Source organism: Candidatus Pelagibacter sp. Uisw_121, from assembly GCF_047722545.1.
GTDB lineage: Bacteria > Pseudomonadota > Alphaproteobacteria > Pelagibacterales > Pelagibacteraceae > Pelagibacter.
In genome coordinates, this window is record NZ_CP159816.1 from 922,597 (window position 1) to 947,308 (window position 24,712).

Consider the following 24,712-nt stretch of genomic DNA (forward strand, 5'->3'; position numbering starts at 1 on the left):
ATTATTGAATTAATTAATAAAAAAAGAGCCTCTAATTCTCAACAGTTCTCTACTTAAATCTTTATTTTCTTTAAAGGGTTTTCTTCCATGTAGCCAAAAGTAATTATTGGCAATTATTGCTGATCCAACAGGTAATTTAGTGATAGTTTTGTTTTTACTTTCTTCTAAACCATCTGATAATCTCTGTAAGAAATTGCCCTGTTCCATATTTTTAGGCTCAGGAAATTGATCTATATAAGAAATATTAGGTTTGCCATTTTCATCAGTGGAAAACACTGGATGCTCTACCTTGTAGTCTATATTTTTACTTTTTGGTGATCCCCAAATAAAATTTTGTTTACCTACTGGGTCATTATATAGATCACCACAATGTTCCCAATCATCAAGATGCAACATTGCTGTCTCTCCACCCTCGACATTCTGTTCATCGATTTTAGTCATTAACAACCAGTCCGTAACTTCTTTGACATAAGTTCCATCTGTATGAAGATCCATATTTGTATAAGCTTTTCTTAAATACGAGTCACTTTTATCTTCATGCTTAACAATAAACCTTGCATAATATTTTCCAGCCATAGAGTCATGGTTTGGAATTCCAATCAAATGTGCAATTGCCGTTGATAATTTAACTAAAAAAGTATGATCAAATTTAGAGTTAATTTTTTTTGGACCAATAATAAAACAGCCTGTTTCTCGATCTCTTATTATCTTATTCATAAGTTTGCTTAATTTATTAGATGTAAGATCATCTAAGCTTTTTGCTAATGTAAAACGAGTAAATGGTTTGTACTCTAAAGCGGTAATATCAAATTTATTGAATGGAAAAATTAATTTATCTAAAATCTCATCTTCAATTTTAATATCAATTATCCTTTTTGAATTTTGATGCTCAGTTATTGTTAATCCAGCAATATTTTCCATTAGAAGTAATTACTTAGTAATGCCATCATAATAGCAGAAATTACTGTTGGATAAACAAAATTTCTTTTTGAAATAAAAAATATGAACAAACAAAATAAAACCACAACAATTCTACTTAGATAACTAGCATCAACCAAAACACCTACTGGAAATATAATTGTCCTAGCTATCAATGCTGCTAATGTTGAATAAGCTAAGCAATTAAACCATCTGAATAGTTTTGAAGTTTCTTTTATTCCTTTTGATGAAATGACACCTAAAAATCTTGAAGAAAAAGTTGCAAGGGACGTGACTAAGATTGCAAGAAATACACTAGTTGACATTTAGTTCTCCTATAAAATAAGCAATTGTTCCACCAACAAGTCCACCTAATAAAATTGACCACTCTGGAGATAGAAAATAAAAAATTGGTCCTAATACCAAACCCAAAATTACTGCAACTGTAATTTGAATAGTCCTCATGGCACCAACCATCATACATAAAAAGTAGATTGGGTTTAAAATTGCTAGACCCATCATCATATTTTTATCTAAGTAATCTGATGCATAAAAACCTATAAAAGTGCCTATTACTGCTGTAATCCAAGTTGCGCAGCCAATACCTATCCAAAAATCTATTCGGTTTTTTTTTTCAATAATTTTATAATTACTCTTCATTATCAGCCATGCTGACACTGCAATAAAATGGCATGAGAAATAATATTTCCACTTAGGTTGACTTTTGTGCATCATTAATGGGAACAAAGAAACTGCCATTGGATAAAGTCGAGCATTAACAAACCAAACTGCTAAAAAAATATTTAATAATGATGCTCCTAATAATAACGATTCTGCCATAACTAACGAACCAGGCAAAGCATAAGTAAGCATTGTCGAAAAAATACTTTCCTGAATATTAAAGCCTAAATTTTTAAGGAGTGCTCCAATAGCGATAAAACAACAACCAAGTGCAAGGGCTGGGCTGTCTGGCGCTAGAATTGATTTAAAACCTTTAAAGAAAAATTCTTTATTAATCATTAACCACCAAGGAATAATCTACCAACATCAGGATTTTTTAATAAATCGTCCCCTTTGCCAGCAATAGCAGTTTGTCCTGACACTAAAACATAACCAATATCTGCAAACTCTAATCCTTTTTTTGCATTTTGCTCAACTAGAATAATAGTTTTCTTTTCTGTTTGTTGAAGATCTCTTAAAATTTCAAAAACCATATCGATATATCTTGGCTCTAATCCAATAGATGGTTCATCAACAAGTAATACTGATGGCTTCATAACTAATGCTCTAGAAATTTCTAATAACCTTCTTTCTCCACCTGATAAAACTTTAGCAGGTTGATTTCTTCTATTTCTTAATCTTTCATATTTTTCAAAAATTCTCTCAGCTTCTTGATAAGATTCGTCTGTATTTTCTTTGGAATAGCCACCCATCAATAGATTTTCTTCAACAGTCATATCTGGGAAAACAGAATTATCTTGAAGTATATAAGCAATTCCACATGATGTAAGTTTTTGAGCTGGAGTTAAGCTGGTAATTTCTTTCCCATCAATTTCAATTTGTCCTGAAAAAATATTTGTAAACCCATAAATTGAATGAAGTATTGTAGATTTCCCTGCACCATTCGGTCCAATCAAACATAGCGATTGAGCTTTACTTACATTTAAATCAAAATCATGAAGAATTTCCATTTTACCATAGCCAGCTGATAATTTTTTGATAGTTAAATGATCATTATCTGGAGATAATTTTTTTAAATCTTCTGATCCTGGTGCTTTTCCTAATACATCATATTGATTTGACATTATTGTGCTCCCAAGTAAGCGTCTAGCACACGCTTATCATTTTTAATTTCATCTGGAGTTCCATTTGCTAACATTTGACCATGTGCTAAACAAAAAACTCTTTGTGCTAAATTCATAATTACTTTCATATTGTGCTCTATAACTAACAAAGTAATTCCATAGTCCTTATTAACACTTATCAAACGGTCAATAATTCCATTAATTAAGGTAGGGTTTATCCCAGCTGTTGGTTCATCTAATAAAAGCATTTTAGGCTCATTCATTAAGGCCATTGCTAGTTCTAATAATTTTTGCTGACCAAAAGAAAGATCACCCGCTCTAAGCTTTCTTTTTTGATGAAGCCCTACAAACTTTAATAATGTCTCAGCTTTATCTGTTAAATCTGAAGGTATTTTTTGAAATACTGTCAATATTCCATCATTTTCTGGCTTATGACTAATTAACATATTCTGAATACAGTTTAATTTTCCATAAATTCGAGTTTGCTGGAAAGTTCTAAGCAATCCAAGTTTAGCAATAACAGGTACAGGTAATTCGGAAACTTCTGTAGCATCAAATTTGATTGAACCATTATCAATTGGATATGTTCCTACAATAGAATTAAATAGAGTAGTTTTGCCAGATCCATTTGGACCAATTAATCCAACTATTGAACCTTGTTCAACTGACATAGAAATATCAACATTAGCTTTAACACCTCCAAAAGATTTACTTACATTGGATATATCTAGTATTGCCATTATTTTAATTCTACCTGTGCCTTTCGGTCTGCTTCATCAATTACTTCCCCAAATCTTTCAGGATATTTTTCTCTTAACCATCCCATCAAGCCTTCAGGAAAATAAACAACGATTACAATAATTAAAACTCCAAGAGCTACATACTGCCAGCCTAAGAAGTAAGTCCAAAAACCTTCTTTAAATAAATGAAATAAAACAGCACCAACAAGTGGTCCCCATAAAGTTCCTTTACCTCCAAGAATTGCCATTAACACCATGAACACTCCAAATGTAGGTCCAGCAAAAGCAATTTCATTTGGTTCAATATAACCATTAATGTGGCCCATTAGTCCTCCAGCAATTCCGACAAAAAAAGCTGATACCATCCAACCTATAATTTTATATCTCATAGTATGAATGCCCATTGCTTCAGCTTTATCTTCGTTGTCTCTTATTGCATTTAAAACTAATCCAAATCTTGTGCTGTAAGCCCACTTTAAAGTAATAAAAGTTACAACCGCCAAACCAAAACTTAAATAGTACATAAACTGTGATGATGATGCGTTAGTTCCAAATCCTTTTGGCCAAACTGGGACTGTCATACCTTGACCAGCACCAATTATTTCAATTCCACCTGCAATTTCACCTGCTGCAATTCCTAAAGCTAGTGTACAAATTGCAAAGTAGTGTCCTCTTAAACCTAAAATTCCATAACCAATTACTCCTGCAATTATTGTTGGAATAATTCCTGCTAATAATATTCCCACTCCAAAACCTTGGAAAAATTGAGGTATAGTGTGAACAAAAGTTTTTTCTCCTCCAGCGTCTGTCCATTCGGCTAGTGAAAAAAACATTGCTATTTGAGTACTTGAAGCAACATACATACCAATACCAAAGAATAAAATATTTCCAAATGTATTGTAGCCCATTTGACCACCTTGGACGTCCCAAGTCATTGCAAGCACAATTAAAATATAAAGAAATGACATCTGAAGTTTGTAAGCTGGGAATATGAATGCTCCAGCTAAACCAAGAATTATTAAGCCTGCATACAAAAATGTATTTTTAGTCATTATTTCAAATATTCTCTTTTTCTTGATAATTTAAATCTTCTGTAAACTAATATGATAACTAATAATGAAAACACAGCTGCTATTCTAAATTCTGTTCCTAGTAAATAATCTGCCCATTCTTCAAATATACCAAGTCCCATTCCAGATATTGCAACTGCTGGTAAGTTTCCTAAGCCTGCAATAATAACAATCATAAAAGATCTAACTGTGTAAGGTAATCCTGTATAAGGGTGAAGTGTAAAAGTGATAGCAACACAAGCTCCTGCTATTCCACATAATGCTGCATTTATTCCAAATGTTGCTGCATAAACTTTCTCTGTATCTACCCCTAAAATTTTAGCAGCTCTAGCATTTTGTGCCGTTGCCCTAATTGCTCTACCTAATTTTGATTTTCTCATATAAACCACAAGAATTATTGCAGATATCACACATACAGCACCTGAAAATAGTTTAGCATTCGGAATCGTAACCATGTCATTAAATAACATTGTTGTTCCAAAGTTTGATTGAGCCACAACCACATCTGCACCAAATGCAAAATTCATTAACTGTTGAGCTAAAATACTAATTCCAAAAGTTGCAAGGATTGAAGTAAATAAATCTTTATCTACTACTTTATTAATAACAAGTTTGTACATCCCCCAACCCACACAATACATAATGATTGGTGATACAATTATTCCAAAAGCTGGGTGTATTCCTGATAAATACATAAAGTATGCAATGTATCCACCCATGATTACTAATTCTCCTTGAGCAATATTTATTATATTCATTACTCCCCACTGCAATGCCATTCCGTAAGCAATTAATGCAAATAAAATACCAAGAAGTATCCCATCCATTGATGCTTGAACCATTAAGATAGGTGCTTGAAAAATTAAAAAATCCATAAATTCTGTAGATGTTTATAAAAAAATGCCCCCTATTACTAGGGAGCATTTTACATATTAGGTATTATCTTTTTGACCAAGATGGAATTGGGTGTACTAACTCAGCCGATGCCCATTTAGTAGGAGCAACAACTTTGTTTTCACACTTACTACCATCATCGTTACATGATACTTGGAAAAGTACCATTGGCTTAGATACGTTTTGACCACCTTCAGCAAATTTTATGTTTCCATAAAAAGTTTGCATATCAGTTGCAGCTAAAGCATCCCTAACTTTTTTAGTATCAAATGATTGTGCTCTTTCGAACGCATCTTTAAAAACTAATAAAGCAGCAGAAGATTCAGCAGCTTGGTATGGTGGTGCATATCCAAAAGCTTTAGTAAAGTCTGCATCATACGTCATACCATCTTTAAAGAAGTTATCTGTATAAGATAGAGACTTATGCCATTGAGAAGCACAAAGTGCATACTCTGAAGCTTTACCATGCATCTTAGACAATTTAGCAGCATCACAGTGGGTCATTGCTAACATTTTCACATCAACTTTCATCTCTGAGATTTGTCTAACAGCTGTCAAAGCACCTTTTGTATGACCTGAAACTACAAGAACGTCTGGATTAGTAGCTTTTACTTTAGATAAAGTAGCCGCCATATCGTTAAGTTCTTTTGGTAATTTGTCATCTATAATGATTTTAGAACCTGTTCTTTTAGCAGCTTCAACAATTCCCAATCTCACATCTTGTGAGAAAGCGTCTTGTTCAAACGCCATTGCAATCTTAACTGGTTTTCCACCATTTTTTTCAACTGCAAGATCAATTGCTACATCAAGATATAAGTTCGCTGGAGCAAGTACTGCAAATAAATATTTGTAGCCTTTAGTGAATAACGATCTAGACGCACCGTTTGCTTCAACCATAGGAACTTCATATTTTTCAGTTACAGGAGCCATAGCTTTTGTAAGTCCTGAGCTATAAGGCCCAAGCATGTACTTAACACCATCTTGTTGGATTAATCTTTCTGCAAGTTGTGCTGCTCTTCCTGAGTTTGACTCATCATCGTAATAAATAATATCAAACATGTAAGTTTTTCCACCAACTTTAACACCACCCATGCTGTTAATTCTCTCAACTGCTAAATTATAACCGTTTTGAGTATGAACACCATTAGATGAATATTTTCCAGTTAATGAAACAGCTGCACCTAAAATAATTTTATCCCCAACAACCTTCGCGAAAGATATAGTTGAAGCTGAAATTAAAAGAGCAATTGCAGAAACTAAAGTAATTAGTATATTTCTGATTTTCATTTTTATTTTCCTTTATTAGTTTTAAATTTAAAAAAATTATTTAACTCTGAAATTAAAAAACAAACAAGTATGTATTAAAGATTGCGACTTAATATTTTTGAATAAAAGCTATTATAATAGCGATTAGTATTAGCACGCACGCTGAAATTGTATTTATAACTTTTGGATTTGCTTTTATCCAAACAATTAACTTTCTGGCAAGTACAGCATAAGCAATTAAAGATAAAAAATCTAAAACTACATATGTTGTAATTAAAATTATAAATTGAACAACATAGTTTGAATTAAAATCAATGAACTGTGGAAAGATTAATGGAAAAAACATCCAAGCTTTAGGACTTGTTCCTGCAACTAAGAAGCCATCTTTAAAAAAAGAAAAAAAACTTTTTGATGTAATGTTAGTTGAGTTTATGTCTTTTGGTCTTGAATTATAAATATCATAAGCAAGGTAAAGTAAATATGCTATTCCAACCCACTTAAAAATATTTAAAAAATTTGGGTTATCAACAAAAAAAGATCCAAGTACAAAAATTACTAACGTTGCTTGAATAAAATTTGCAGTAATATCTCCAAGTGCTGTCCAAATACATTTTTGAACTCCATAATTCATAGAATAAGAAATGATAACAATTCTAGGAGTTCCAGGCGTGATAAATAGAAATAAAATTATCTGTAAAAAAAGGAAATAATTTAAAGGGAGCATTTTAAGATTTAAGGATAGTCCAAAAAAACCGGGAGCTAAAGATGGCTAAGATGGACTATCTAAATTTGAAGATACCACGACCCTAAATAAAATGCATTAATCATTTTTTTCAAATATAAGGTATTTATGAAAAAAAAAAGGTCACACCCCCATAACTAGGGTCAAAAACCCAGAGCCCCATATATCAGATCCTGACTGGATTATTTGGGCTGCTTGGGCAGATCGAATTACTTTTGAAGAAATTGAGAAAAAAACTGGAAAAACAGAAGGTGAAGTAATTAAGATTATGAGACGATCCATAAAACCTGTGTCTTTTAGATTATGGAGAAAAAGAGTAAATCAAAAAAGTATTAAACATAAAAAAAAATTTGAATACTCTAGAAAAGAAATTACTAGTAAAATTAAAAAGAATGATTACTTATAAGTTATGAAATCAGTAACAATTTATACAGGTCCACTTTGTAATTTTTGTGATGCAGCAAAAAGATTATTAACTAGAAACAACGTTGAATATAAAGAAATAAACATTGCAACAGTAGATGGAGCAATGGATGAAATGATTAAAAAAGCAAATGGTAAAAGAACTATTCCTCAAATTTTCTTTGATGATCAACATATTGGTGGTTATGATGAAGCGCGCGCTTTAGAAAAAGAAAATAAACTTCAAGATCTTTTAAAATAAAACAAAATAAATAACTAAAAGAATTAAAGTATATTCAAAAAAACTTTTAGAAGTTTTTATTTGTTTTTCATTAAATCTTTGATTGATATATTTTTTTAATAAATAAAAACCAACATTCACTAACAAAACACCAATTATAATACCAATAACAGTAGATTTAACTGTAAAATTTTTATAACCAAAGTAACAAGCTGCAATTAAACTAAACCAAGAAATTTTTGTAATAAATATTTTAAATACTATTCCAGCTTTTTTACTAAAAACTGATTGTGTTTTAATAATTGAATAAGACCAAATAATACCAATTAAAAAAATAATGTACTTAATAATCATTTTATGTTTTTGGTTTAAAAACTAAGCAAACACCGTTATTACAATATCTTTTACCAGTTGGATTGGGTCCGTCTTCAAAGATGTGGCCGTGATGTCCACCACATTTTTTGCAATGATATTCTACTCTCTCGTACCCTAACAGTGTGTCTGTTTTAGTTTCAAAAGCATCAGGTAATGATTGATAAAATGAAGGCCAGCCTGAACCACTTTCATATTTTGCATTTGAATCAAATAATTTTTCACCACAATTAGTGCAGTGATAACTACCTTCTCTTTTTTCATAATTTAATTCACTTGTGCCAGGAGCTTCTGTTCCATCTTCAAATAAAACTAATTTTTGTTCAGCAGTTAGATCTTTGTTAATTTTTTTTGTCATAAGTTAAATAAATTTAGCACAAGTTTGATGTAATATAGAGTGTAATTCTACCAATTTACTAAAATTTTTATTATAACCTCCACCTAGTACTCCACAAAAAGGTATTTTTTTAGAAAAAAAATTGTTGATTACTAACTCATCTCTCTTCCTAACCCCGTCATCTGAAATATTCAATTTACCCAATCTATCATTTAAGTGAATATCTACACCTGCAATGTAAAAGACAAAGTCAAAATTTTCTTTATTCAGCTCATTTAAATAAAATTTAAGAGTTCTAATATAAGCAGCATCTTCAAGGTTATCCTCAAGCTCAACATCCAGATCACTAATAGATTTTTTAGCAGGATAATTAGTTTTTGAGTGCATACTAAAAGTAAAAACATGTCTATTATATTTGAATATTTCTGAGTTACCATTACCTTGATGAACATCAAGATCTACGATTAAGATTCTATTGGCTAACCTTCTATCTAATAAATAATGTGCAGCAACTGCTACGTCGTTAAAAACACAATAACCAGCTCCACTATCATAATTTGCATGATGACTACCTCCAGCAGTATTGCAAGCGATACCAAAATTTAACGCAAGTTTTGATGCTAAAACAGTTCCTCCTGTTGCTACTAAAGACCTTTGAACTACACTGTCAACTAAAGGGAAGCCAATCTTTTTTACTTCATTTTCATCTAATGTTTTATTCTTTATATTATTAATATAATTTGTTGAATGAGCTTTATTTAAAGTTTCAAATGAGCATGGATAAGGTTTGTGAAATTTTTTTACAATTTTTTTATTTATTAAATATTTAGCAAGTTCACCAAATTTATTAATTGGAAATTTGTGATCATCACCAATTTTTGCAACATAAGACTCGTGATTAACTACTGGCAATTCCATTTCTATTCAATAATACGAATAGGCTTTTCGTTTACACAAGCCTCTAAACCTTCGATCATTTGTGTATAAAATACAGTATAATTTTCTGCTGTCACATATCCAACATGGGGCATTAATAATGCATTTGGTAAAAATCTTAGCTTGTTCCCTTCTGGTAAAGGTTCTTTTTCATAAACATCAAGACCAGCACCAGCAATAACATTAGTTGATAACGCTATAATTAAATCATCTTCATTAATGATGGATCCTCTTGAAGTGTTAATTAAAAAAGCAGTTTTTTTCATTGTGTCTAGCTCTTTTAGTTTTATTAACTCTTTATATCTTTCTCCACCTTGAACATGGATGGATATAAAATCAGAATTTTGAAACAAATCTTCTTTACTACATGGAAGTACACCCAATTTTTTACAAGTATCTAAATTCAAATTTTCACTCCAAGCCATAACTTCCATGCCAAAAGCTTTACCAATTTTAGCAACTTGTGAACCAACTCTTCCAAGTCCAACTAACCCTAAAATTTTTCCTTTAAGCTCAAATCCAATAGTTGATTGCCAGTAACCTTGATACATATTATCAATTTCTTCTTTAAAGTTTCTAGCTAAACCTAGGATTAAACCCCAGGTTAATTCTGTGGTTCCTGCAAAATCAATCTCTGTTCCACACACTATAATCTTTCTCTTTTTAGCGGCAGCTAAGTCTATTGCTTTATTTCTTGAGCCACTTGTAATGATGTATTTAAGGTCATTTAAATTATCAATTAAATTTTTAGTAATAGGAGTTCTTTCTCTCATTATCAATAATGCTTCAAAATCTGCTAATTGCTCTATAGCATCTGCCTCATCTTCAAAGGGTTCACTAAAAATTTTAAATTCATATTTTCCAGATAGTTTTTTTAGGTCAACAAATTCATGAGACACGTTTTGGTAATCATCTAAGATAGCAACTTTAAGCATTTTTAATCTTTCTATTTGATAAAAGAATTCCTGTTAAAATAAATATTGCGCCCAACATATGATAAAACATAAATTTTTCATTAAAAATAATCATTGCCATAATTGCACTTAAAATAGGCATCATATGTAAAAAAACACCTGCTCTATTAGCACCAATTAAAGCAACTCCTTTTATCCAAAAAATAAAAGAAGCAAGACCTGGAAATAAAACTACGTAAAATAAAATCATGTAAAAGTTTTGATTTAAAATAATTCTAAAACCCATTTGGTACTCTATAAAGTAAATTGGTATTAAAAAAATAAAACCAAATGAAATTACTACTTCTAGTAACCCTAGTTGAGATAGTTCATGTTTTTTTTTCTTTAATAGAGCTGAATAAGTAGCCCATGACAACATTCCAAAAACCATTGTAATGTCACCCTTGTTAAAATCTAAGTTCATTAATATTCCAAGATTTGCTTTGGTTATTATCAAAACAACTCCAATGAAAGAACATGTAACTCCTAATATTTGAAAAGTATTAGTTTTTTCAATCTTTAAAATTGATGAAATGAAAATGATCATTACAGGTATTGTTGATATCATTAACACACCACTGATAACTTGCGTAAAGTTTAAAGAATAATAGACGATTGAATTAAATATGGTAACGCTCGTTATTCCAAGAATTGTATAATATTTATAATTTTCTAAAATATAATTTCTTTTTTTAAATATTTCTTGAATTGTAAATGGAGCTAAGATCAACCAGGCAAAAAGCCATCTATAAAAATTTAATGAAAATGGAGGTACTTCATATTGACTGGCAAATTTTCCAACTAAAAAATTTCCTGACCAAAATAAAGCTGCTAAAAATAAAAAAATATAAGCAACGTTATTTTTATTTATCACTTAGCTAAACCTAAGTGAGCTATAAGGTTTTAAGTTTAAATTAGTGTTTTCTTCTGCAATCATTCCAGCTATTATTTTTCCTGAAATAGGTCCTAAAGTCCATCCTAAATGATGGTGACCAAAACTATAAAAAATATTTTTGTGATTTTTTGATGGACCTATTACTGGTAAAAAATCAGGTAAGCTAGGTCTAAAGCCCATCCATTCATCTTCGTGCTCTGGCAGGTCACCTAACATGTATTTTGCATTATTAATTAAATTTTTAATTCTTCCTTTAGATGGAGGATTATTTAAACCACCAAATTCAACAGTGCCAACAACTCTAAGTCCCTGTTCCATTGGTGTAATACCAAAGCCTCTATTGGAAAAAATTACTGGTCTTTTTAAAAGATGATCACAATCTTTAAAATGAACATGGTACCCTCTTTCTGTATCAAGAGGTATTTTTTCATCTAAATTGTCTGTCAATCTTTTAGAAAAAGCACCACATGCAATTACCAATTTATCAACAATAAATTTTTGTGTTTCAGTTATTATGACTGGTTTTTCCTCGTCAAAATTAATGTCTTGAACTTTCATTTTTAAAAATTTTCCTCCTTTTTTTAAAAAAAGGTCAAATAATTTTAAAAGAATTTTTTTTGGATTTCTCGCATGTCTTCCATGCTGATAATAAACACCACCATGGTAAAAAGGCTTAATATTAGGTTCTAGGTCATGAATTTCTTTTGGTGTCACCACTTGTTGATCAACACCCAATTCATTTCTAACTTTAATTTCTAGTTCTCTACTTTTTAAACTTTGATCATTCCAAATATATAAGATGCCTTTTTTTTTCGACTAAACCTTCTAAGTCTATTTCATCAAATAGTTCATCATATGCTGGTAGTGCTAGATCTAAAATTTGGTGCATATTTTTTGCCGTATGCATCATTCTTTTGGTTGTGCAGTTTCTAATAAATTGTAGAAACCAAGGAATCATTTTTGGCACATAATTCCACTTAAGAGCAAGTGGACCGGTTGAGCTTAAAAGCATTGCTGGAACATCTGTTAAAACATCAGGTCTATTCATTAAGACACATGCATAAGGTGAGAAGTGACCCGCATTACCATAAGAAGCAGCCGGGCTACCTGGCTCATCTTTATCAAAGATTGTTACATCAAAACCTTTTTTTTTGCAAAAACAATCCATTAGATATTCCCTGAATACCAGCCCCAATAATTCCAATCTTTAATTTTTTACTCATAGTGTTCTATATAATTTCTAGATAAATTTTTTCCAGTGGCAAATTCGACTAATTTTATTTAAAATATTAAGCTATTAGATGTTTATGATTAATTTTAGCACTCATAACAATTGCAAAACCAATCATTGTTGCAAGCATTGAAGATCCTCCATAAGACATAATAGGCAATGGTGACCCAACAATAGGCAGCAGCCCTAACACCATCGACATATTTACTGAAACATAAAAAAATATTGCAGATCCATAGCCATAACAAAAAAGTTTTGCAAAATAACTTCTTGAAATTGAACCAACTCTTAAAACTCTATAAATAATTATAATATAGATTAGGAGTAATCCTAAAGAGCCTAAAAAACCGTGCTCTTCTGCAAATAAAGTAAAAATAAAATCTGTATGTTTTTCTGGTAAGAATTCTAAATAACTTTGTGTTCCTTTCAAAAAACCTTTTCCAGTAAGGCCACCAGACCCAACTGCTATTTTAGATTGAATTATTTGATAACCCGCACCTAATGGGTCTTTATCTGGATCAAGAAATGTTAAAATTCTTAGTTTTTGATAGGGCTGTAAAAAAGCAATAGCAAAAGGCATTGAAATTAATAAAGCAATAAAAGAATATACAAAATATTTAACATTAATTCCTGCTAGCCAAATGACTGCCAATCCACTTAATGCAATTAAAATTGAAGTTCCTAAGTCAGGTTGGGTAATAACCAGGATAATTGGTAAAATTAAAATTATTAAAGCAATAAATATAACCTGAAAGGTATTCACTTTATCAAGTTGGATGCGGTGATAATACTTAGCAAGACATACTATTATTGAAATTTTCATTAATTCAGATGGTTGTAAATTGATAAAATATAAATTGATCCATCTTTGTGACCCTGAAGCTTTAATACCGTATAAAGAAGCCCAAATTAAAAGAAATAAAACCACAACATAAAATAAGTAAGCAAAATAATGCCAAATTTTAATGTTAATAAGCGACATAAAAAGCATCAATGTAAAAAAAATTAAAAATTTTAAGATATGACTTTTACTATGAAATAAAATTTCCCCTCCATCCGTCGAATACATAGACAAAGAACTAATTAACCCAAGACATAAAATACACAACAATAAGATATAATCAAAATCTCTTAATTTTTGAAAAAATGTGGGTTGTGTATTAAATGAATTATATTGCATTTATGCCTTAATGGTTTTTTTAATCTTAATTTTCTCTCTAAGTTCGTGCCTATCTATAATTAATTTAAAAAGCTTCTTTGCAATAGGTGCTGCAGTAGAGCTACCCGATCCACCATGTTCAATTAAAATACTTAATGCATACCTTGGGTTTTTATATGGCCCAAAAGCTACATATAAAGCGTGATCTCTTTCATTGTATGGAATTTCAAATGTTTTTAAATCAAGCTCTCTATCTTTCTCTGTTATTCTTTTAACTTGTGATGTTCCAGTTTTGCCAGCAAATTGATATTTGGGATCATCAATTCTTGATTTGTAAGATGTTCCTCTTATCTCATTAGTTGAGGCAAACATTGCCTCTCTGACTAGTTTTATATTTTCAGAGTTTTGAAATAAAGGTTCATGTTTTTTGATATTTTGAAAACCAAAAAATTTTGATGTATCTAGTTTTAATTCATCATTTTTTAAATTTAATTGTTCTAAATTATCGTTCATTATAGATTTAATCTCAGTTTCTGTTTTAGCATTCTCCTCCACTACTATTTTTGGGTGAATCTTAAATCCCCCATTTGCTAGTTGGGCTGTCATGAGGCATAGTTGTAGCGGTGTGGTTTGCAAATAACCTTGCCCAATACCTGTAATTAAAGTTTCTCCTATAACCCATCCTTTTCCTAGGGTATTTTTTTTCCATTGGGTGTCTGGAACTAATCCTTTTTTTTCATTGCTATAAATTTCATTTAAAACTTTTTCTCCAAGACCAAACTTTAGAGCTGTTTTTTTTAATCGATCAACTCCAAGTTTTCTTGTAATTTCATAAAAATAAGTATCACAAGACACTTTCATGGCACTTTTTAAATTAACAACTCCATGTCCTTTTTTTTTCCAGCAATGATAAGTTTGTCCATGCATTTCAATTTTGCCAGTACAGTTAACTTTGAAATTTTTAGAAATAACATCGTTCTCAAGTGCAGAAAGGGCTACTATTGGTTTAATAGTTGATCCAGGTGAATATAATCCTGATAAAGTCTTGTTAACCAATGGTTTTAATGGATTATTTCTAATTAGTTGCCAGTCATCTTGACTGATACCAAATAAGAATAAATTAGGATCAAATGATGGGGATGAATGCATGGCAATTATATCTCCTGTATAAATGTCCATCACACTAATTGATCCAGCTAAATCTTTTAATAATTCATTACTGAGTTTTTGAACTTCTGTATCAATTGTAAGTTTAATTGTTTTCCCTTTTGTTCCCTCTTGGTGATCTATTTGATTAATTCTTTTTCCATATGCATTAACCTCATATCTTTGTATACCGTTTGATCCTATTAAATCATTTTCAAATGATTTCTCCAAACCTGCTTTGCCCACCCTAAGACCCGGTACATGATTATTTTTAATTACATCATTATTTAAAATATCTTTTGCACTTGCCATACTTACATATCCCAATACATGTGTATAATTTTCACTCAGTGGATAATCGCGAGATACAGAAAGCACAGCTTTTGCTCCAGTCAATTCATGTAAAAAAAAATTGATTTTAGTAAATTGTTCCCAAGTTAAATTGTCAGATACAATTAAAGTTTCCCAGGATTTTTGACTATTTTTTTTTTTTAATAATTTTATTAAATTGTGTGTCACTTAAATTTAAAAGTTCTTTTAACCTCAACATTAAACTTTTAAAATTTTCAACTTGTTCAGGGATAACATGTAGTTGATATATTTTAAGGTTGCCTGCAATGACATTTCCAAAATAGTCTAAAAATTCTCCCCTTACAGGTGGTAATCTCCATTCTCTCAGTCTATTTTTATCAGATAAAGTTAGATACTTTTTATTTTCTGTAATTTGTAATGAAAACAACCTTATAATTATTCCAGTAAAAACTACAAATTTTGCCGCTCCAATAATAAACATTCTTCTATTAATAGTGTGAAGTTTTTCACCACCAAAATGATTACTCTGCATTCCTAGAGCCTATAAAAAAGTTTTCAATAAAACGAAATATGTGTGTGAAAAAAATATAAAAAATAAATGTAAAAAATGTATTAACAATACTGTTCATATGATCAATATCGTATTCGAAAATAAGAACCAGTGATATATATGAGAGTGAATTTAGGATTAATAGAGTAATTAAAAAAAAAAATCCAATCTTTAAAAAGACTAGGTGATAATGTTATATTTCTCAAATATGATGCCAATCCACACAGTAACAAAAATAACAAACTGCTAATTCCCATTGGCAACCCAATAATTACATCATTGAATAACCCCGCTACGAAGAGACTTACATAACCTAGGGCTTCTGTTCTCTTAAGCGTATAATAAAAAATTAATATATAGCTAAAATTAAAAGAAAAATATTTTAATTCCAAATCATTAAAGCTAAAGTCATTCATAATTGACACAAAAAGTAAAATCAATGGAAAGTATTTAAATAAAACACTACTTATATATTTTTTTCTTAATCCACTCATCTATATTTTTCCTTTTTGTAAAACACAATTTCTATATTTTGGTGTTCCTACTTTATAAAGTTTGTTGAATATAGTTTTTCTACATTTATGTCCGTATAAAAGATTTAATCTTAAGAATTTCATTTCTTCTTCTTGATTTTTTTGTACTTGAGCAGACCGTTCAAGATCTGCAAGCTTGGTTTGTAAATTAAAAAGTTTATTTTTAAGTTGATTATTCTCTTCCTCAATATTTTGTCTAACTTCAATAGCTATTTTCTTTTCCTCTAGTAGTATTCTTAAATTTTCTTCTTTTTTTGTTGCTTCTGAGATTTGATCATCCATTGTTTTTAATTCTTTTTTAGATGCTTGATCTAAAACAGTTGCTTCCTTAGAAAAAGATATGACTTTTACGTACTTAAGTTGTGTAAAATCTTTATAAATATCAACTCTTAAGCTGTTCATTATTGTATTTTCTGTAGCATTTATTTTTCCAACTAATATACCGCTTTTAAATAATCCCCCTGCACCTGAAGTTACAACTATCTTTTCATCATTATTGTTTTCGAAATCTACCCCTTGAATATATTGTAAAGTAGCGTTTTCTTTACCGTCACCTGACATGATTGCCTGAATATCATTTGGTGATACAGATACTGGAATTTTAGAGTTAATATCTGATAACAATAAAACTCTAGATGTGAAAAAATTTACTTCAACAATTTTTCCAATTAAATATTCATCATCAAGAACTGCCATCCCAAGCTTTATATTGTTTTTACTACCCTTGTTTAAAACAACAGATCTTAGAAATGGACTATTTCTATCAATTAATACTTTTGCGACAATTTCGTTATTTTTTATAAAATAATCGTCAACTAGTTTTTTGTACCTAATATTTTCTAATGAAATTATTTGTTTTGATAAATCTTTAGACTTTAATTTTTCTAATTCTTTTTCAATTAATTGATAGTTATTATAATGATTTATATGATTGTTTATTCTATTAAAACTATCCTCAATAACTTTTTCTGGTCCTGAAACTATAAATGATGACCTATATACAATTTCTTTGATTGAAATTTTTACTAAATTAACAACCTTAAAATTATAACTCCCTAAAATTAAAAATATTATAGAAAAAAAAATTAATCCAAGTAATGAAAATTTTTGTTGAGTTCCTTTTTTTAAAAATGCAGATCTTATTGCTATTACAAAATCATCTCTGCTTATTTCCATTATTCTTAATACTCAGAAAGCATAGTAGAAAAGGTTTCCTCATGTTCTAGGGCTTTTCCAGTACCAATTGCAACACAAGCTAATGGATCGTCTGCGATAAAAACTGGCAATCCAGTTTCTTTAGAAAATCTTTTATCAATATTCTTTAATAAAGCTCCACCACCTGTTAATGTTAAGCCCATATCAACTAAGTCTGCTGATAGTTCTGGCGGTGTGTTTTCTAAAGCATCTTTTATTCCACCCACCATCTCTTTTAAAATTCCATTTAATGCTTCAGCTGTATCTTCTTCAGTAATATTTATTTCTTTAGGGGTTCCTGATCTTAAATCTCTACCTTTAACCGCATAAGTATTGTTGTTCGATGGTATTGCTGTACCGATTTCTTTTTTAATTTTTTCAGCAGTACTATCTCCAATCATTAAATTATATTCTTTTCTCATATAATTTATTAAAGCAGTATCCATTGCATCTCCTGCAACTCTCAATGATTTAGAGTAAACTAATCCTCCTAAAGACATCACTGCTATTTCAGTGGTTCCGCCACCAATATCAACCACCATTGATCCTGTTGCTTCTGAAATTGGAAGGCCTGCTCCAATAGCAGCCGCGATAGGTTCTTCAATTAGCTGAACTCTTCTAGCTCCAGCTGCAAGAGCACTATCTTGAATAGCCTTTCTTTCTACTGGAGTTGATCCGGTTGGTACACAAATCAAAATTCTTGGGTTTGCAAAAGTTTTATTTTTATGAACCTTTTTGATAAAATGTTTAATCATTTCTTCTGTAACTATAAAATCTGCAATCACTCCATCTCTTAATGGTCTAATAGCGCTTATGTTACCTGGTGTTCTGCCAAGCATTGTTTTTGCCTCATCTCCTACAGCTAAAACAGTTTTTTTTCCCATATTCTCAGCAATAGCTACTACTGATGGTTCATTTAAAACTACGCCTTGGCCTTTTAAAACAACAAGAGTGTTAGCGGTTCCAAGATCAATCGCCATATCCTGACTCCAAATGTTAGTTACACTTTTAAACCAATTAGCCATGTTATATTCCCTTCACTTTCTGAGTTTCACGCTCCATTGGAGCAGTTTTTTTTCTTTTAATAATCATTTTATTTAAAGCACTTAAATAAGCGTTAGCTGACGCTACTAATGTGTCGGTATCAGCGGCTTGTCCAACTGTGGTTTTGCCTTCTTCTTCAATTCTAACGCTTACTGTAGCTTGTGCATCAGTTCCTTCTGTAACAGCATGCACTTGATACAATTGTAGCTTAACATCGTGAGGATATAAAACTTTTATACATTTAAAAATAGCATCTACAGGCCCATCTCCTTTTTCTGAGGTTGATTTGACTTCACCATAAACATCAAGTGTCATTTCTGCTTTTTGAGGCTCACCCGTTCCTGCAAAAACTTTTAATGACTTCAGGTTAATTACATATTTATCTAAAACCATACTATCATCAACTAATGCTGCAATATCGTCATCATAAACATGTTTTTTCTTATCAGCTAAAATTTTAAATTTTCCAAATGCTGTTTGAATTACATCGTCAGTTACATCCATATAACCAAGATCATTTAATTTTTCTTTAAAAGCATGACGACCTGAATGTTTACCCATCACTAATGAAGTTTTTTTAACCCCAACACTCTCTGGTGTCATAATTTCATAAGTTTCCCTGTTTTTAAGCATTCCATCCTGATGAATGCCTGCTTCATGAGCAAAAGCATTTTTTCCAACAATCGCTTTATTAAATTGAACTGGAAACGTTGCATTAGAAACTACTTTTGAAGCTTTGCTTAATAATTCAGTTTTAATTCCTGTTGTAAACGGCATTAGGTCATTTCTTGTTCTTATAGCCATTACAATTTCTTCAAGTGCTGCATTACCAGCTCTTTCACCAATTCCATTAATAGTACATTCAACTTGTCTTGCACCAGCAGAAACTCCAGCTAATGAATTAGCCACTGCCAATCCTAAATCATTGTGGCAATGAACTGATAGAATCGCTTTATCAATATTTGGAACTTTATTTTTTAAAGTTGTAATTATTTTTGTATACTCAGAAGGGATTGTGTAACCAACTGTATCTGGAATATTAATAGTTTTAGCTCCACTAGTAATTGCAACTTCAACTGACTTACACATATAATCCATATCGGTTCTTGTGCCATCCTCACAAGACCATTCAACATCGTCTGTTAAATTTCTTGCATAAGTTACACTCTCCTTTATTGCATCTAAAACTTGTTCTGGGGTTTTATTTAACTTGTGTTTCATATGAAGTGGGCTTGTTGAGATGAAAGTATGAATTCTAAATCTTGGAGCAGCTTTTAATGCTTCATGACATGCGTCTATATCTTTTTTGCTAGCTCTAGATAATCCACAGGGAATTGAATTTTTTAAAATTTTACTTATTGCTGTTACAGCCTCAAAATCACCAGGAGAGGCAATTGGAAAACCAGCTTCAATTACATCTATGCCTAATTCATCAAAAATTCTTGATATTTGAATTTTTTCTTCAAGACTCATCGATGCACCAGGTGATTGCTCACCATCTCGCATCGTAGTATCGAATATAATAACTTTTTCTTTGTCGCTCATAGCCAATAATTTTAGAAAAACTATAATACAATCTATAATAGAGATTGCAAAATAATTTTTATATTTAGACTATATTTCTGACCGAATTAGGTTTTTAGTAAAAATTAACTCTTATCACTATCTATTAATTTTTTCTTACCAATCCAAGGCATCATGGCTCTAAGCTCAGCACCAACCTTTTCGATTGGATGATCTGCAAGATCTTTTCTCATTTTTAAAAAATTCTTTTGACCACCTTCACACTCTTTCATCCAGTCTTTTGTAAACTTGCCCGATTGAATATCAGCTAAAACTTCTTTCATTCTTTTCTTGCTTTCACTATCAACGACTTTTTTACCAGATACATACTCTCCGTACTCTGCTGTATTAGAAATTGAGTAATTCATATTAGCAATTCCACCTTCATAAATTAAATCTACTATTAATTTTACTTCATGAAGGCATTCAAAGTATGCCATTTCAGGTTCGTATCCAGCTTCTGTTAAAGTTTCAAAGCCATTTTTAATTAATTCAACTAAACCACCACAAAGTACAGACTGCTCACCAAATAAATCAGTTTCACATTCATCTTTGAATGTTGTTTCAATAATTCCAGATTTTCCACCACCGATTGCTGAAGCGTAGGATAATGCAAGATCTCTAGCTTTACCTGTTCCGTCTTGATGAACAGCAAATAAACAAGGTACTCCACCTCCTCTTTCAAATTCACTTCTAACTAGATGTCCAGGTCCTTTTGGTGCAACCATAAATACATCTAAGTCTTTTCTTGCTTCAATTAATTTGTAGTGAATATTTAATCCATGAGCAAATGCTATGCTTGTTCCTGGTTTAATTCTTTGATCAATGTGATTTTTATAAATTGCTGCTTGTAATTCATCTGGCGTAAGGATCATTGCAACTTCTGCCCATTCTGCAGCATCAGATAAGCCCATTACTTTTAGACCTTTTGACTCAGCTTTTGCTTTACTTGCTGACCCATCTCTAAGAGCCACAACAACTTCTTTGGCTCCACTATCTTTTAAATTTAATGCATGTGCATGACCTTGACTTCCATAACCAAATATTGCTATTTTTTTACTTTTGATTAAATCTACATCAGCATCTTTTTCATAAAACATTTTCATTTTTTTTTTCTCCTATTAGTAATTAATTTAAAATTCCTGCACCTCTAGTCATTGCTACCGCTCCAGTTCTTGAGGCACTGACAAGACCAAGTGGTTTTAAATTTTTTATCATTTTATCTATTTCTCTTCTTAATGCTGTTATTTGAATTACAGCAGATTTATTTGTCTGATCTAATATAACTGGATTATACTTTTTACAAGTATTTAAAACTTTCTTAATTTTTATAGAATTTGCAACAATTTTTAGTAATGCCATTTCTTTAAATATCACTTTTTTATCTTCTCTTTTAAAATTAGCTACATTATGCACTGGAACTAATTTTTTTAATTGTAATACAATTTGCTCTATAACTTGTGGTGTTCCTGTTGTGACAATAGTAATTCTAGAAAGGTTTTTTTTATGGTCCACCTCAGCAACCGCTAAAGATTCTATATTATAGCCTCTTCCAGAAAATAAACCTACCACCCTTGATAATACACTTGCTTCATTATCAACCCAAACAACAATTATATGAGTATCAATTTTTCCTAACTTACTAGGTGTGCTATATGCTGATTTAGATTTTACCATTTTAAACTAAAGACTTACCTTTACCTGTAATTTTGTTTTCTTTTTGATCCTTAGGTCCTAACAACATTTGATTATGTGGCTTTCCAGAAGGTATCATTGGATAGCAGTTCTCAGCTTGATCAACGTGGCAATCAAAAATTACCGGTTTGTCTATATTGATCATTTCTTCAATTTTTTCATCTAATTCGTCAGGGTTTTCTGCTCTAATACCAACGCAACCATAAGCTTCTGCTAATTTAACAAAATCTGGTAAAGCCTCTGAGTAACTTTCTGAATAATTTTTTTCATGAAGGAGCTCCTGCCATTGTCTAACCATTCCCATGTATTGATTGTTTAAAATAAATATCTTGATAGGTAGATTGTATTGAACTGCAGTAGAAATTTCCTGCATAGTCATTAAAATTGAAGCTTCCCCAGCGATATCTACAACTAGTTTTTTTGGATGGGCCACTTGCACCCCTATTGCAGCTGGTAATCCATAACCCATAGTTCCAAGCCCACCTGATGTCATCCATCTATTAGGCTTATTGAACTTATAATGCTGAGCTGCCCACATCTGATGTTGTCCAACCTCAGTAGTAATATATGTATCTTGATTTTTAGTTAATTCATAAAGTCTTTGAACTGCATGTTGAGGCTTAATGATTTTATCACTATTTATAAAATTAAGAGATTGTTTTGTTCGCCATTTTTGAATTTGTTGCCACCATTTTGATATTTTTTGTTTATTTGATTTTTCTAAATTTAAGTTTTGTTTTTTTAGAGTTTTAGTAGTTGATTTTATTACATCACTAACATCACCAACAATAGAAAGATCAACCTTTACAATTTTATTTATCGATGATGGGTCAATATCTATATGAACTTTTCTAGATTTTGGAGAAAACTCATCTATCTTTCCTGTAATACGATCATCAAATCTTGCACCTATATTAATTAATAAATCACAATCATGCATTGCATTATTGGCTTCATAAGTTCCATGCATACCTAGCATACCTAAAAATTGATTATCATCCCCTGGATAAGCACCTAATCCTTGGAGTGTTGATGTAATAGGAAATCCAGTTAAGGCTACTAACTCTCTTAAAAGTTCACTTGCCTTTGGGCCAGAATTAATTACTCCACCACCAGTATAAAAAACTGGTTTTGAAGCTTTTTTCATTAAATCTACTAATTGTTCAATTTCTTTTTGATTAAATCTATTAAGAACTTTTCCATTTAATTTTTTTTCTTTTTTAGGTTTAAAATATTTTGCTTTTGCAAACTGAATATCTTTTGGAATATCAACTAATACTGGTCCAGGTCTTCCTGTTGTTGCAACTTCGAATGCCTCATGCATTATTCTTGAAAGATCATTAATATCTTTAACTAACCAATTATGTTTTGTGCAAGGTCTAGTAATTCCTGTAGTATCACATTCCTGAAAAGCATCTGTTCCAATTAAGTGTGTTGGTACTTGCCCTGAAATACAAACTAGAGGAACGGAATCCATGTAAGCGTCCGTTAGTGCTGTAACAACATTTGTTGCACCTGGGCCAGAAGTTACTAGTACTATACCTGGTTTTCCAGATGATCTTGCATACCCTTCAGCTGCATGACCAGCACCTTGCTCATGTCTAACTAAAATATGTTTTATTGATGGATGGTTTTTTAGCTCATCATAAATAGGGAGTACTGCTCCACCTGGATAACCAAAAATATGATCTACTTTTTGATCTTCCAAACATTTAAATACAATTTCAGCACCTGTGTATAAATTCCCCATCTGGGTAATCTAGCTGAAGTTGTGCTCATTGGTCAAGTTTTAGAATTGATTTATTTAATTTTTTTATATGATCATCAATCTTGGTTGATTTAATTTTTTTCCATGATCTCATCCTGGTTCTAGCCCAAGTAGCTTGTCTTTTAGCGTATTGTCTTGTTTTAATTGATATTAATTCCTTTGCTTGATCTAAGTTGATTTTTTTATTTAAGTACTGTGTCAATTCGGCAATCCCTATTACCTTGTTTACACTCTGGTCTTTTCTAATTTTTAGTTTAATAAATTTTTTAACTTCATTAATAGCTCCATCATTTATCATATTGGAAGTTCTTAAATTAATTTTATCAATAAGTTTTTCTCTTTTTGTTTCAATATAAAGTTTTAGGAAATCACTGTCTTTAAATTCAGACTCAGTCTTAGCTAACCAATCATACATAGAAATATCAGTATAAGATTTAATTTCATAAGCTCTTATAGATCTTTGTGTATCATTTTGATCAAATTTATCTTTAATTTTAGAATCTAGTTTTAAAAGTTTTTTATAGAATTTTTTTTTGTCCCTCTCTTTTAGACATTAGTCTAACTTTGTTTCTAAACTTAAGAGGTATCTCTGGAATTTTAACTAAACCATTAATCAATGATTGAAAATATAAACCAGTACCACCAACTAAAATTGGAATTTTTTTCTTTTTTTTAATATCCTTTATTTTTTTAATTACAAGTTCTAACCATTGACCGGTTGAAAATTTTTCATTTAAATCGACAACCCCATAAAGATGATGTTTAATATTTTTTTGTTCTATTTTATTTGGTCTTGCAGTTAGGATTTTTAGCATCTTGTAAACTTGCATACTGTCTGCATTAACTATTTCTCCCTGAATTTTTTTTGCTATCTTGATCGCAAAGTTTGATTTGCCGGATGCGGTGGGACCTGAGATTAGGATAATTTTGGACTGTCTGTCCATTA

General features: G+C 30.8%; 27 protein-coding genes and 1 pseudogene. 2 read left to right on the forward strand and 26 right to left on the reverse strand.

The window, feature by feature from the left end:
- Positions 1-9: 9 nt before the first annotated feature.
- The 9 genes from glaH to ABXT52_RS05015 all read right to left on the reverse strand — a co-directional run bounded on the left by glaH (position 10) and on the right by ABXT52_RS05015 (position 7,417).
- Positions 10-921, reverse strand: coding sequence for a glutarate dioxygenase GlaH (gene glaH, locus ABXT52_RS04975; RefSeq protein WP_415271474.1), 912 nt, complete (start codon positions 919-921; stop codon positions 10-12).
- A complete protein-coding gene (locus tag ABXT52_RS04980) occupies positions 921-1,244 on the reverse strand; it encodes an AzlD domain-containing protein (RefSeq protein WP_415271475.1) in 324 nt (107 codons plus the stop codon). The genes glaH and ABXT52_RS04980 overlap by 1 nt, the downstream gene beginning before the upstream one ends.
- Positions 1,234-1,938, reverse strand: a complete 705-nt coding sequence (locus ABXT52_RS04985; protein WP_415271476.1) for an AzlC family ABC transporter permease — start codon at positions 1,936-1,938, stop codon at positions 1,234-1,236. The genes ABXT52_RS04980 and ABXT52_RS04985 overlap by 11 nt, the downstream gene beginning before the upstream one ends.
- Positions 1,938-2,723 carry an ABC transporter ATP-binding protein gene (locus tag ABXT52_RS04990; RefSeq protein ID WP_415271477.1) on the reverse strand — a complete coding sequence of 262 codons (786 nt, stop codon included), beginning with the start codon at positions 2,721-2,723 and terminating at the stop codon, positions 1,938-1,940. The genes ABXT52_RS04985 and ABXT52_RS04990 overlap by 1 nt, the downstream gene beginning before the upstream one ends.
- Positions 2,723-3,463, reverse strand: coding sequence for an ABC transporter ATP-binding protein (locus ABXT52_RS04995; protein WP_415271478.1), 741 nt, complete (start codon positions 3,461-3,463; stop codon positions 2,723-2,725). The genes ABXT52_RS04990 and ABXT52_RS04995 overlap by 1 nt, the downstream gene beginning before the upstream one ends.
- On the reverse strand, positions 3,463-4,515 hold the full coding sequence (locus tag ABXT52_RS05000; RefSeq protein WP_415271479.1) for a branched-chain amino acid ABC transporter permease: 1,053 nt from the start codon (positions 4,513-4,515) through the stop codon (positions 3,463-3,465). The genes ABXT52_RS04995 and ABXT52_RS05000 overlap by 1 nt, the downstream gene beginning before the upstream one ends.
- A complete protein-coding gene (locus tag ABXT52_RS05005) occupies positions 4,515-5,408 on the reverse strand; it encodes a branched-chain amino acid ABC transporter permease (protein ID WP_415271480.1) in 894 nt (297 codons plus the stop codon). Before ABXT52_RS05005 ends, ABXT52_RS05000 begins: the two co-directional genes overlap by 1 nt.
- 64 nt (positions 5,409-5,472) lie before the next feature.
- Positions 5,473-6,714 (reverse strand): amino acid ABC transporter substrate-binding protein, encoded by a 1,242-nt coding sequence (locus tag ABXT52_RS05010; RefSeq protein ID WP_415271481.1) that lies wholly within the window; start codon positions 6,712-6,714, stop codon positions 5,473-5,475.
- Positions 6,715-6,802: 88 nt separating this feature from the next.
- Entirely contained in the window at positions 6,803-7,417 is a 615-nt protein-coding gene (locus ABXT52_RS05015; protein ID WP_415271482.1) for a LysE family translocator, read from the reverse strand.
- Between the two features lie 151 nt (positions 7,418-7,568).
- Between ABXT52_RS05015 and ABXT52_RS05020 the strand changes: the two genes are divergently transcribed.
- Both ABXT52_RS05020 and grxC read left to right on the forward strand, forming a co-directional pair.
- Positions 7,569-7,841 carry a TIGR03643 family protein gene (locus tag ABXT52_RS05020; protein ID WP_415272524.1) on the forward strand — a complete coding sequence of 91 codons (273 nt, stop codon included), beginning with the start codon at positions 7,569-7,571 and terminating at the stop codon, positions 7,839-7,841.
- Between the two features lie 3 nt (positions 7,842-7,844).
- Positions 7,845-8,099 carry a glutaredoxin 3 gene (gene grxC / locus ABXT52_RS05025; protein ID WP_415271483.1) on the forward strand — a complete coding sequence of 85 codons (255 nt, stop codon included), beginning with the start codon at positions 7,845-7,847 and terminating at the stop codon, positions 8,097-8,099.
- On the opposite strand, the gene ABXT52_RS05030 is transcribed toward grxC, so the two are convergent.
- The 17 genes and pseudogenes from ABXT52_RS05030 to miaA form a co-directional block, all read right to left on the reverse strand.
- The gene (locus ABXT52_RS05030) at positions 8,091-8,432 is read right to left on the reverse strand and encodes a hypothetical protein (RefSeq protein ID WP_415271484.1); all 342 of its coding nucleotides are present in this window, start codon (positions 8,430-8,432) and stop codon (positions 8,091-8,093) included. The genes grxC and ABXT52_RS05030 overlap by 9 nt on opposite strands.
- 1 nt (position 8,433) lies before the next feature.
- Complete coding sequence (gene msrB, locus ABXT52_RS05035; protein ID WP_415271485.1) at positions 8,434-8,808, reverse strand: peptide-methionine (R)-S-oxide reductase MsrB; 375 nt, start codon at positions 8,806-8,808, stop codon at positions 8,434-8,436.
- A gap of 3 nt (positions 8,809-8,811) precedes the next feature.
- Positions 8,812-9,705 carry a histone deacetylase gene (locus ABXT52_RS05040; RefSeq protein ID WP_415271486.1) on the reverse strand — a complete coding sequence of 298 codons (894 nt, stop codon included), beginning with the start codon at positions 9,703-9,705 and terminating at the stop codon, positions 8,812-8,814.
- A gap of 2 nt (positions 9,706-9,707) precedes the next feature.
- Positions 9,708-10,658 (reverse strand): D-2-hydroxyacid dehydrogenase family protein, encoded by a 951-nt coding sequence (locus ABXT52_RS05045; protein WP_415271487.1) that lies wholly within the window; start codon positions 10,656-10,658, stop codon positions 9,708-9,710.
- Positions 10,651-11,550 carry a DMT family transporter gene (locus ABXT52_RS05050; RefSeq protein ID WP_415271488.1) on the reverse strand — a complete coding sequence of 300 codons (900 nt, stop codon included), beginning with the start codon at positions 11,548-11,550 and terminating at the stop codon, positions 10,651-10,653. Before ABXT52_RS05050 ends, ABXT52_RS05045 begins: the two co-directional genes overlap by 8 nt.
- Positions 11,551-12,372, reverse strand: coding sequence for an NAD(P)/FAD-dependent oxidoreductase (locus tag ABXT52_RS05055; RefSeq protein ID WP_415272525.1), 822 nt, complete (start codon positions 12,370-12,372; stop codon positions 11,551-11,553).
- A complete protein-coding gene (locus tag ABXT52_RS05060) occupies positions 12,353-12,739 on the reverse strand; it encodes a hypothetical protein (RefSeq protein ID WP_415271489.1) in 387 nt (128 codons plus the stop codon). The genes ABXT52_RS05055 and ABXT52_RS05060 overlap by 20 nt, the downstream gene beginning before the upstream one ends.
- A 121-nt stretch (positions 12,740-12,860) precedes the next feature.
- Complete coding sequence (gene rodA / locus ABXT52_RS05065) at positions 12,861-13,982, reverse strand: rod shape-determining protein RodA (protein ID WP_415271490.1); 1,122 nt, start codon at positions 13,980-13,982, stop codon at positions 12,861-12,863.
- The gene (gene mrdA / locus ABXT52_RS05070; RefSeq protein WP_415271491.1) at positions 13,983-15,626 is read right to left on the reverse strand and encodes a penicillin-binding protein 2; all 1,644 of its coding nucleotides are present in this window, start codon (positions 15,624-15,626) and stop codon (positions 13,983-13,985) included.
- Positions 15,586-15,951, reverse strand: coding sequence for a hypothetical protein (locus ABXT52_RS05075; RefSeq protein ID WP_415271492.1), 366 nt, complete (start codon positions 15,949-15,951; stop codon positions 15,586-15,588). Before ABXT52_RS05075 ends, mrdA begins: the two co-directional genes overlap by 41 nt.
- Before the next feature lie 512 nt (positions 15,952-16,463).
- Entirely contained in the window at positions 16,464-17,678 is a 1,215-nt protein-coding gene (gene mreC / locus ABXT52_RS05080; protein ID WP_415271493.1) for a rod shape-determining protein MreC, read from the reverse strand.
- Between the two features lie 5 nt (positions 17,679-17,683).
- On the reverse strand, positions 17,684-18,721 hold the full coding sequence (locus ABXT52_RS05085) for a rod shape-determining protein (protein ID WP_415271494.1): 1,038 nt from the start codon (positions 18,719-18,721) through the stop codon (positions 17,684-17,686).
- Between the two features lies 1 nt (position 18,722).
- Positions 18,723-20,285: a 2-isopropylmalate synthase gene (locus tag ABXT52_RS05090; RefSeq protein WP_415271495.1), complete on the reverse strand. Its 1,563-nt coding sequence runs from the start codon at positions 20,283-20,285 to the stop codon at positions 18,723-18,725.
- Between the two features lie 104 nt (positions 20,286-20,389).
- Positions 20,390-21,409, reverse strand: a complete 1,020-nt coding sequence (ilvC, locus tag ABXT52_RS05095; protein WP_168607261.1) for a ketol-acid reductoisomerase — start codon at positions 21,407-21,409, stop codon at positions 20,390-20,392.
- A gap of 22 nt (positions 21,410-21,431) precedes the next feature.
- A complete protein-coding gene (gene ilvN / locus ABXT52_RS05100; protein ID WP_415271496.1) occupies positions 21,432-21,980 on the reverse strand; it encodes an acetolactate synthase small subunit in 549 nt (182 codons plus the stop codon).
- 1 nt (position 21,981) lies between these two features.
- Positions 21,982-23,748: an acetolactate synthase 3 large subunit gene (locus tag ABXT52_RS05105; protein ID WP_415271497.1), complete on the reverse strand. Its 1,767-nt coding sequence runs from the start codon at positions 23,746-23,748 to the stop codon at positions 21,982-21,984.
- A 25-nt stretch (positions 23,749-23,773) separates the two neighbouring features.
- Positions 23,774-24,710: pseudogene (miaA, locus tag ABXT52_RS05110) on the reverse strand (tRNA (adenosine(37)-N6)-dimethylallyltransferase MiaA).
- Positions 24,711-24,712 lie beyond the last annotated feature (2 nt).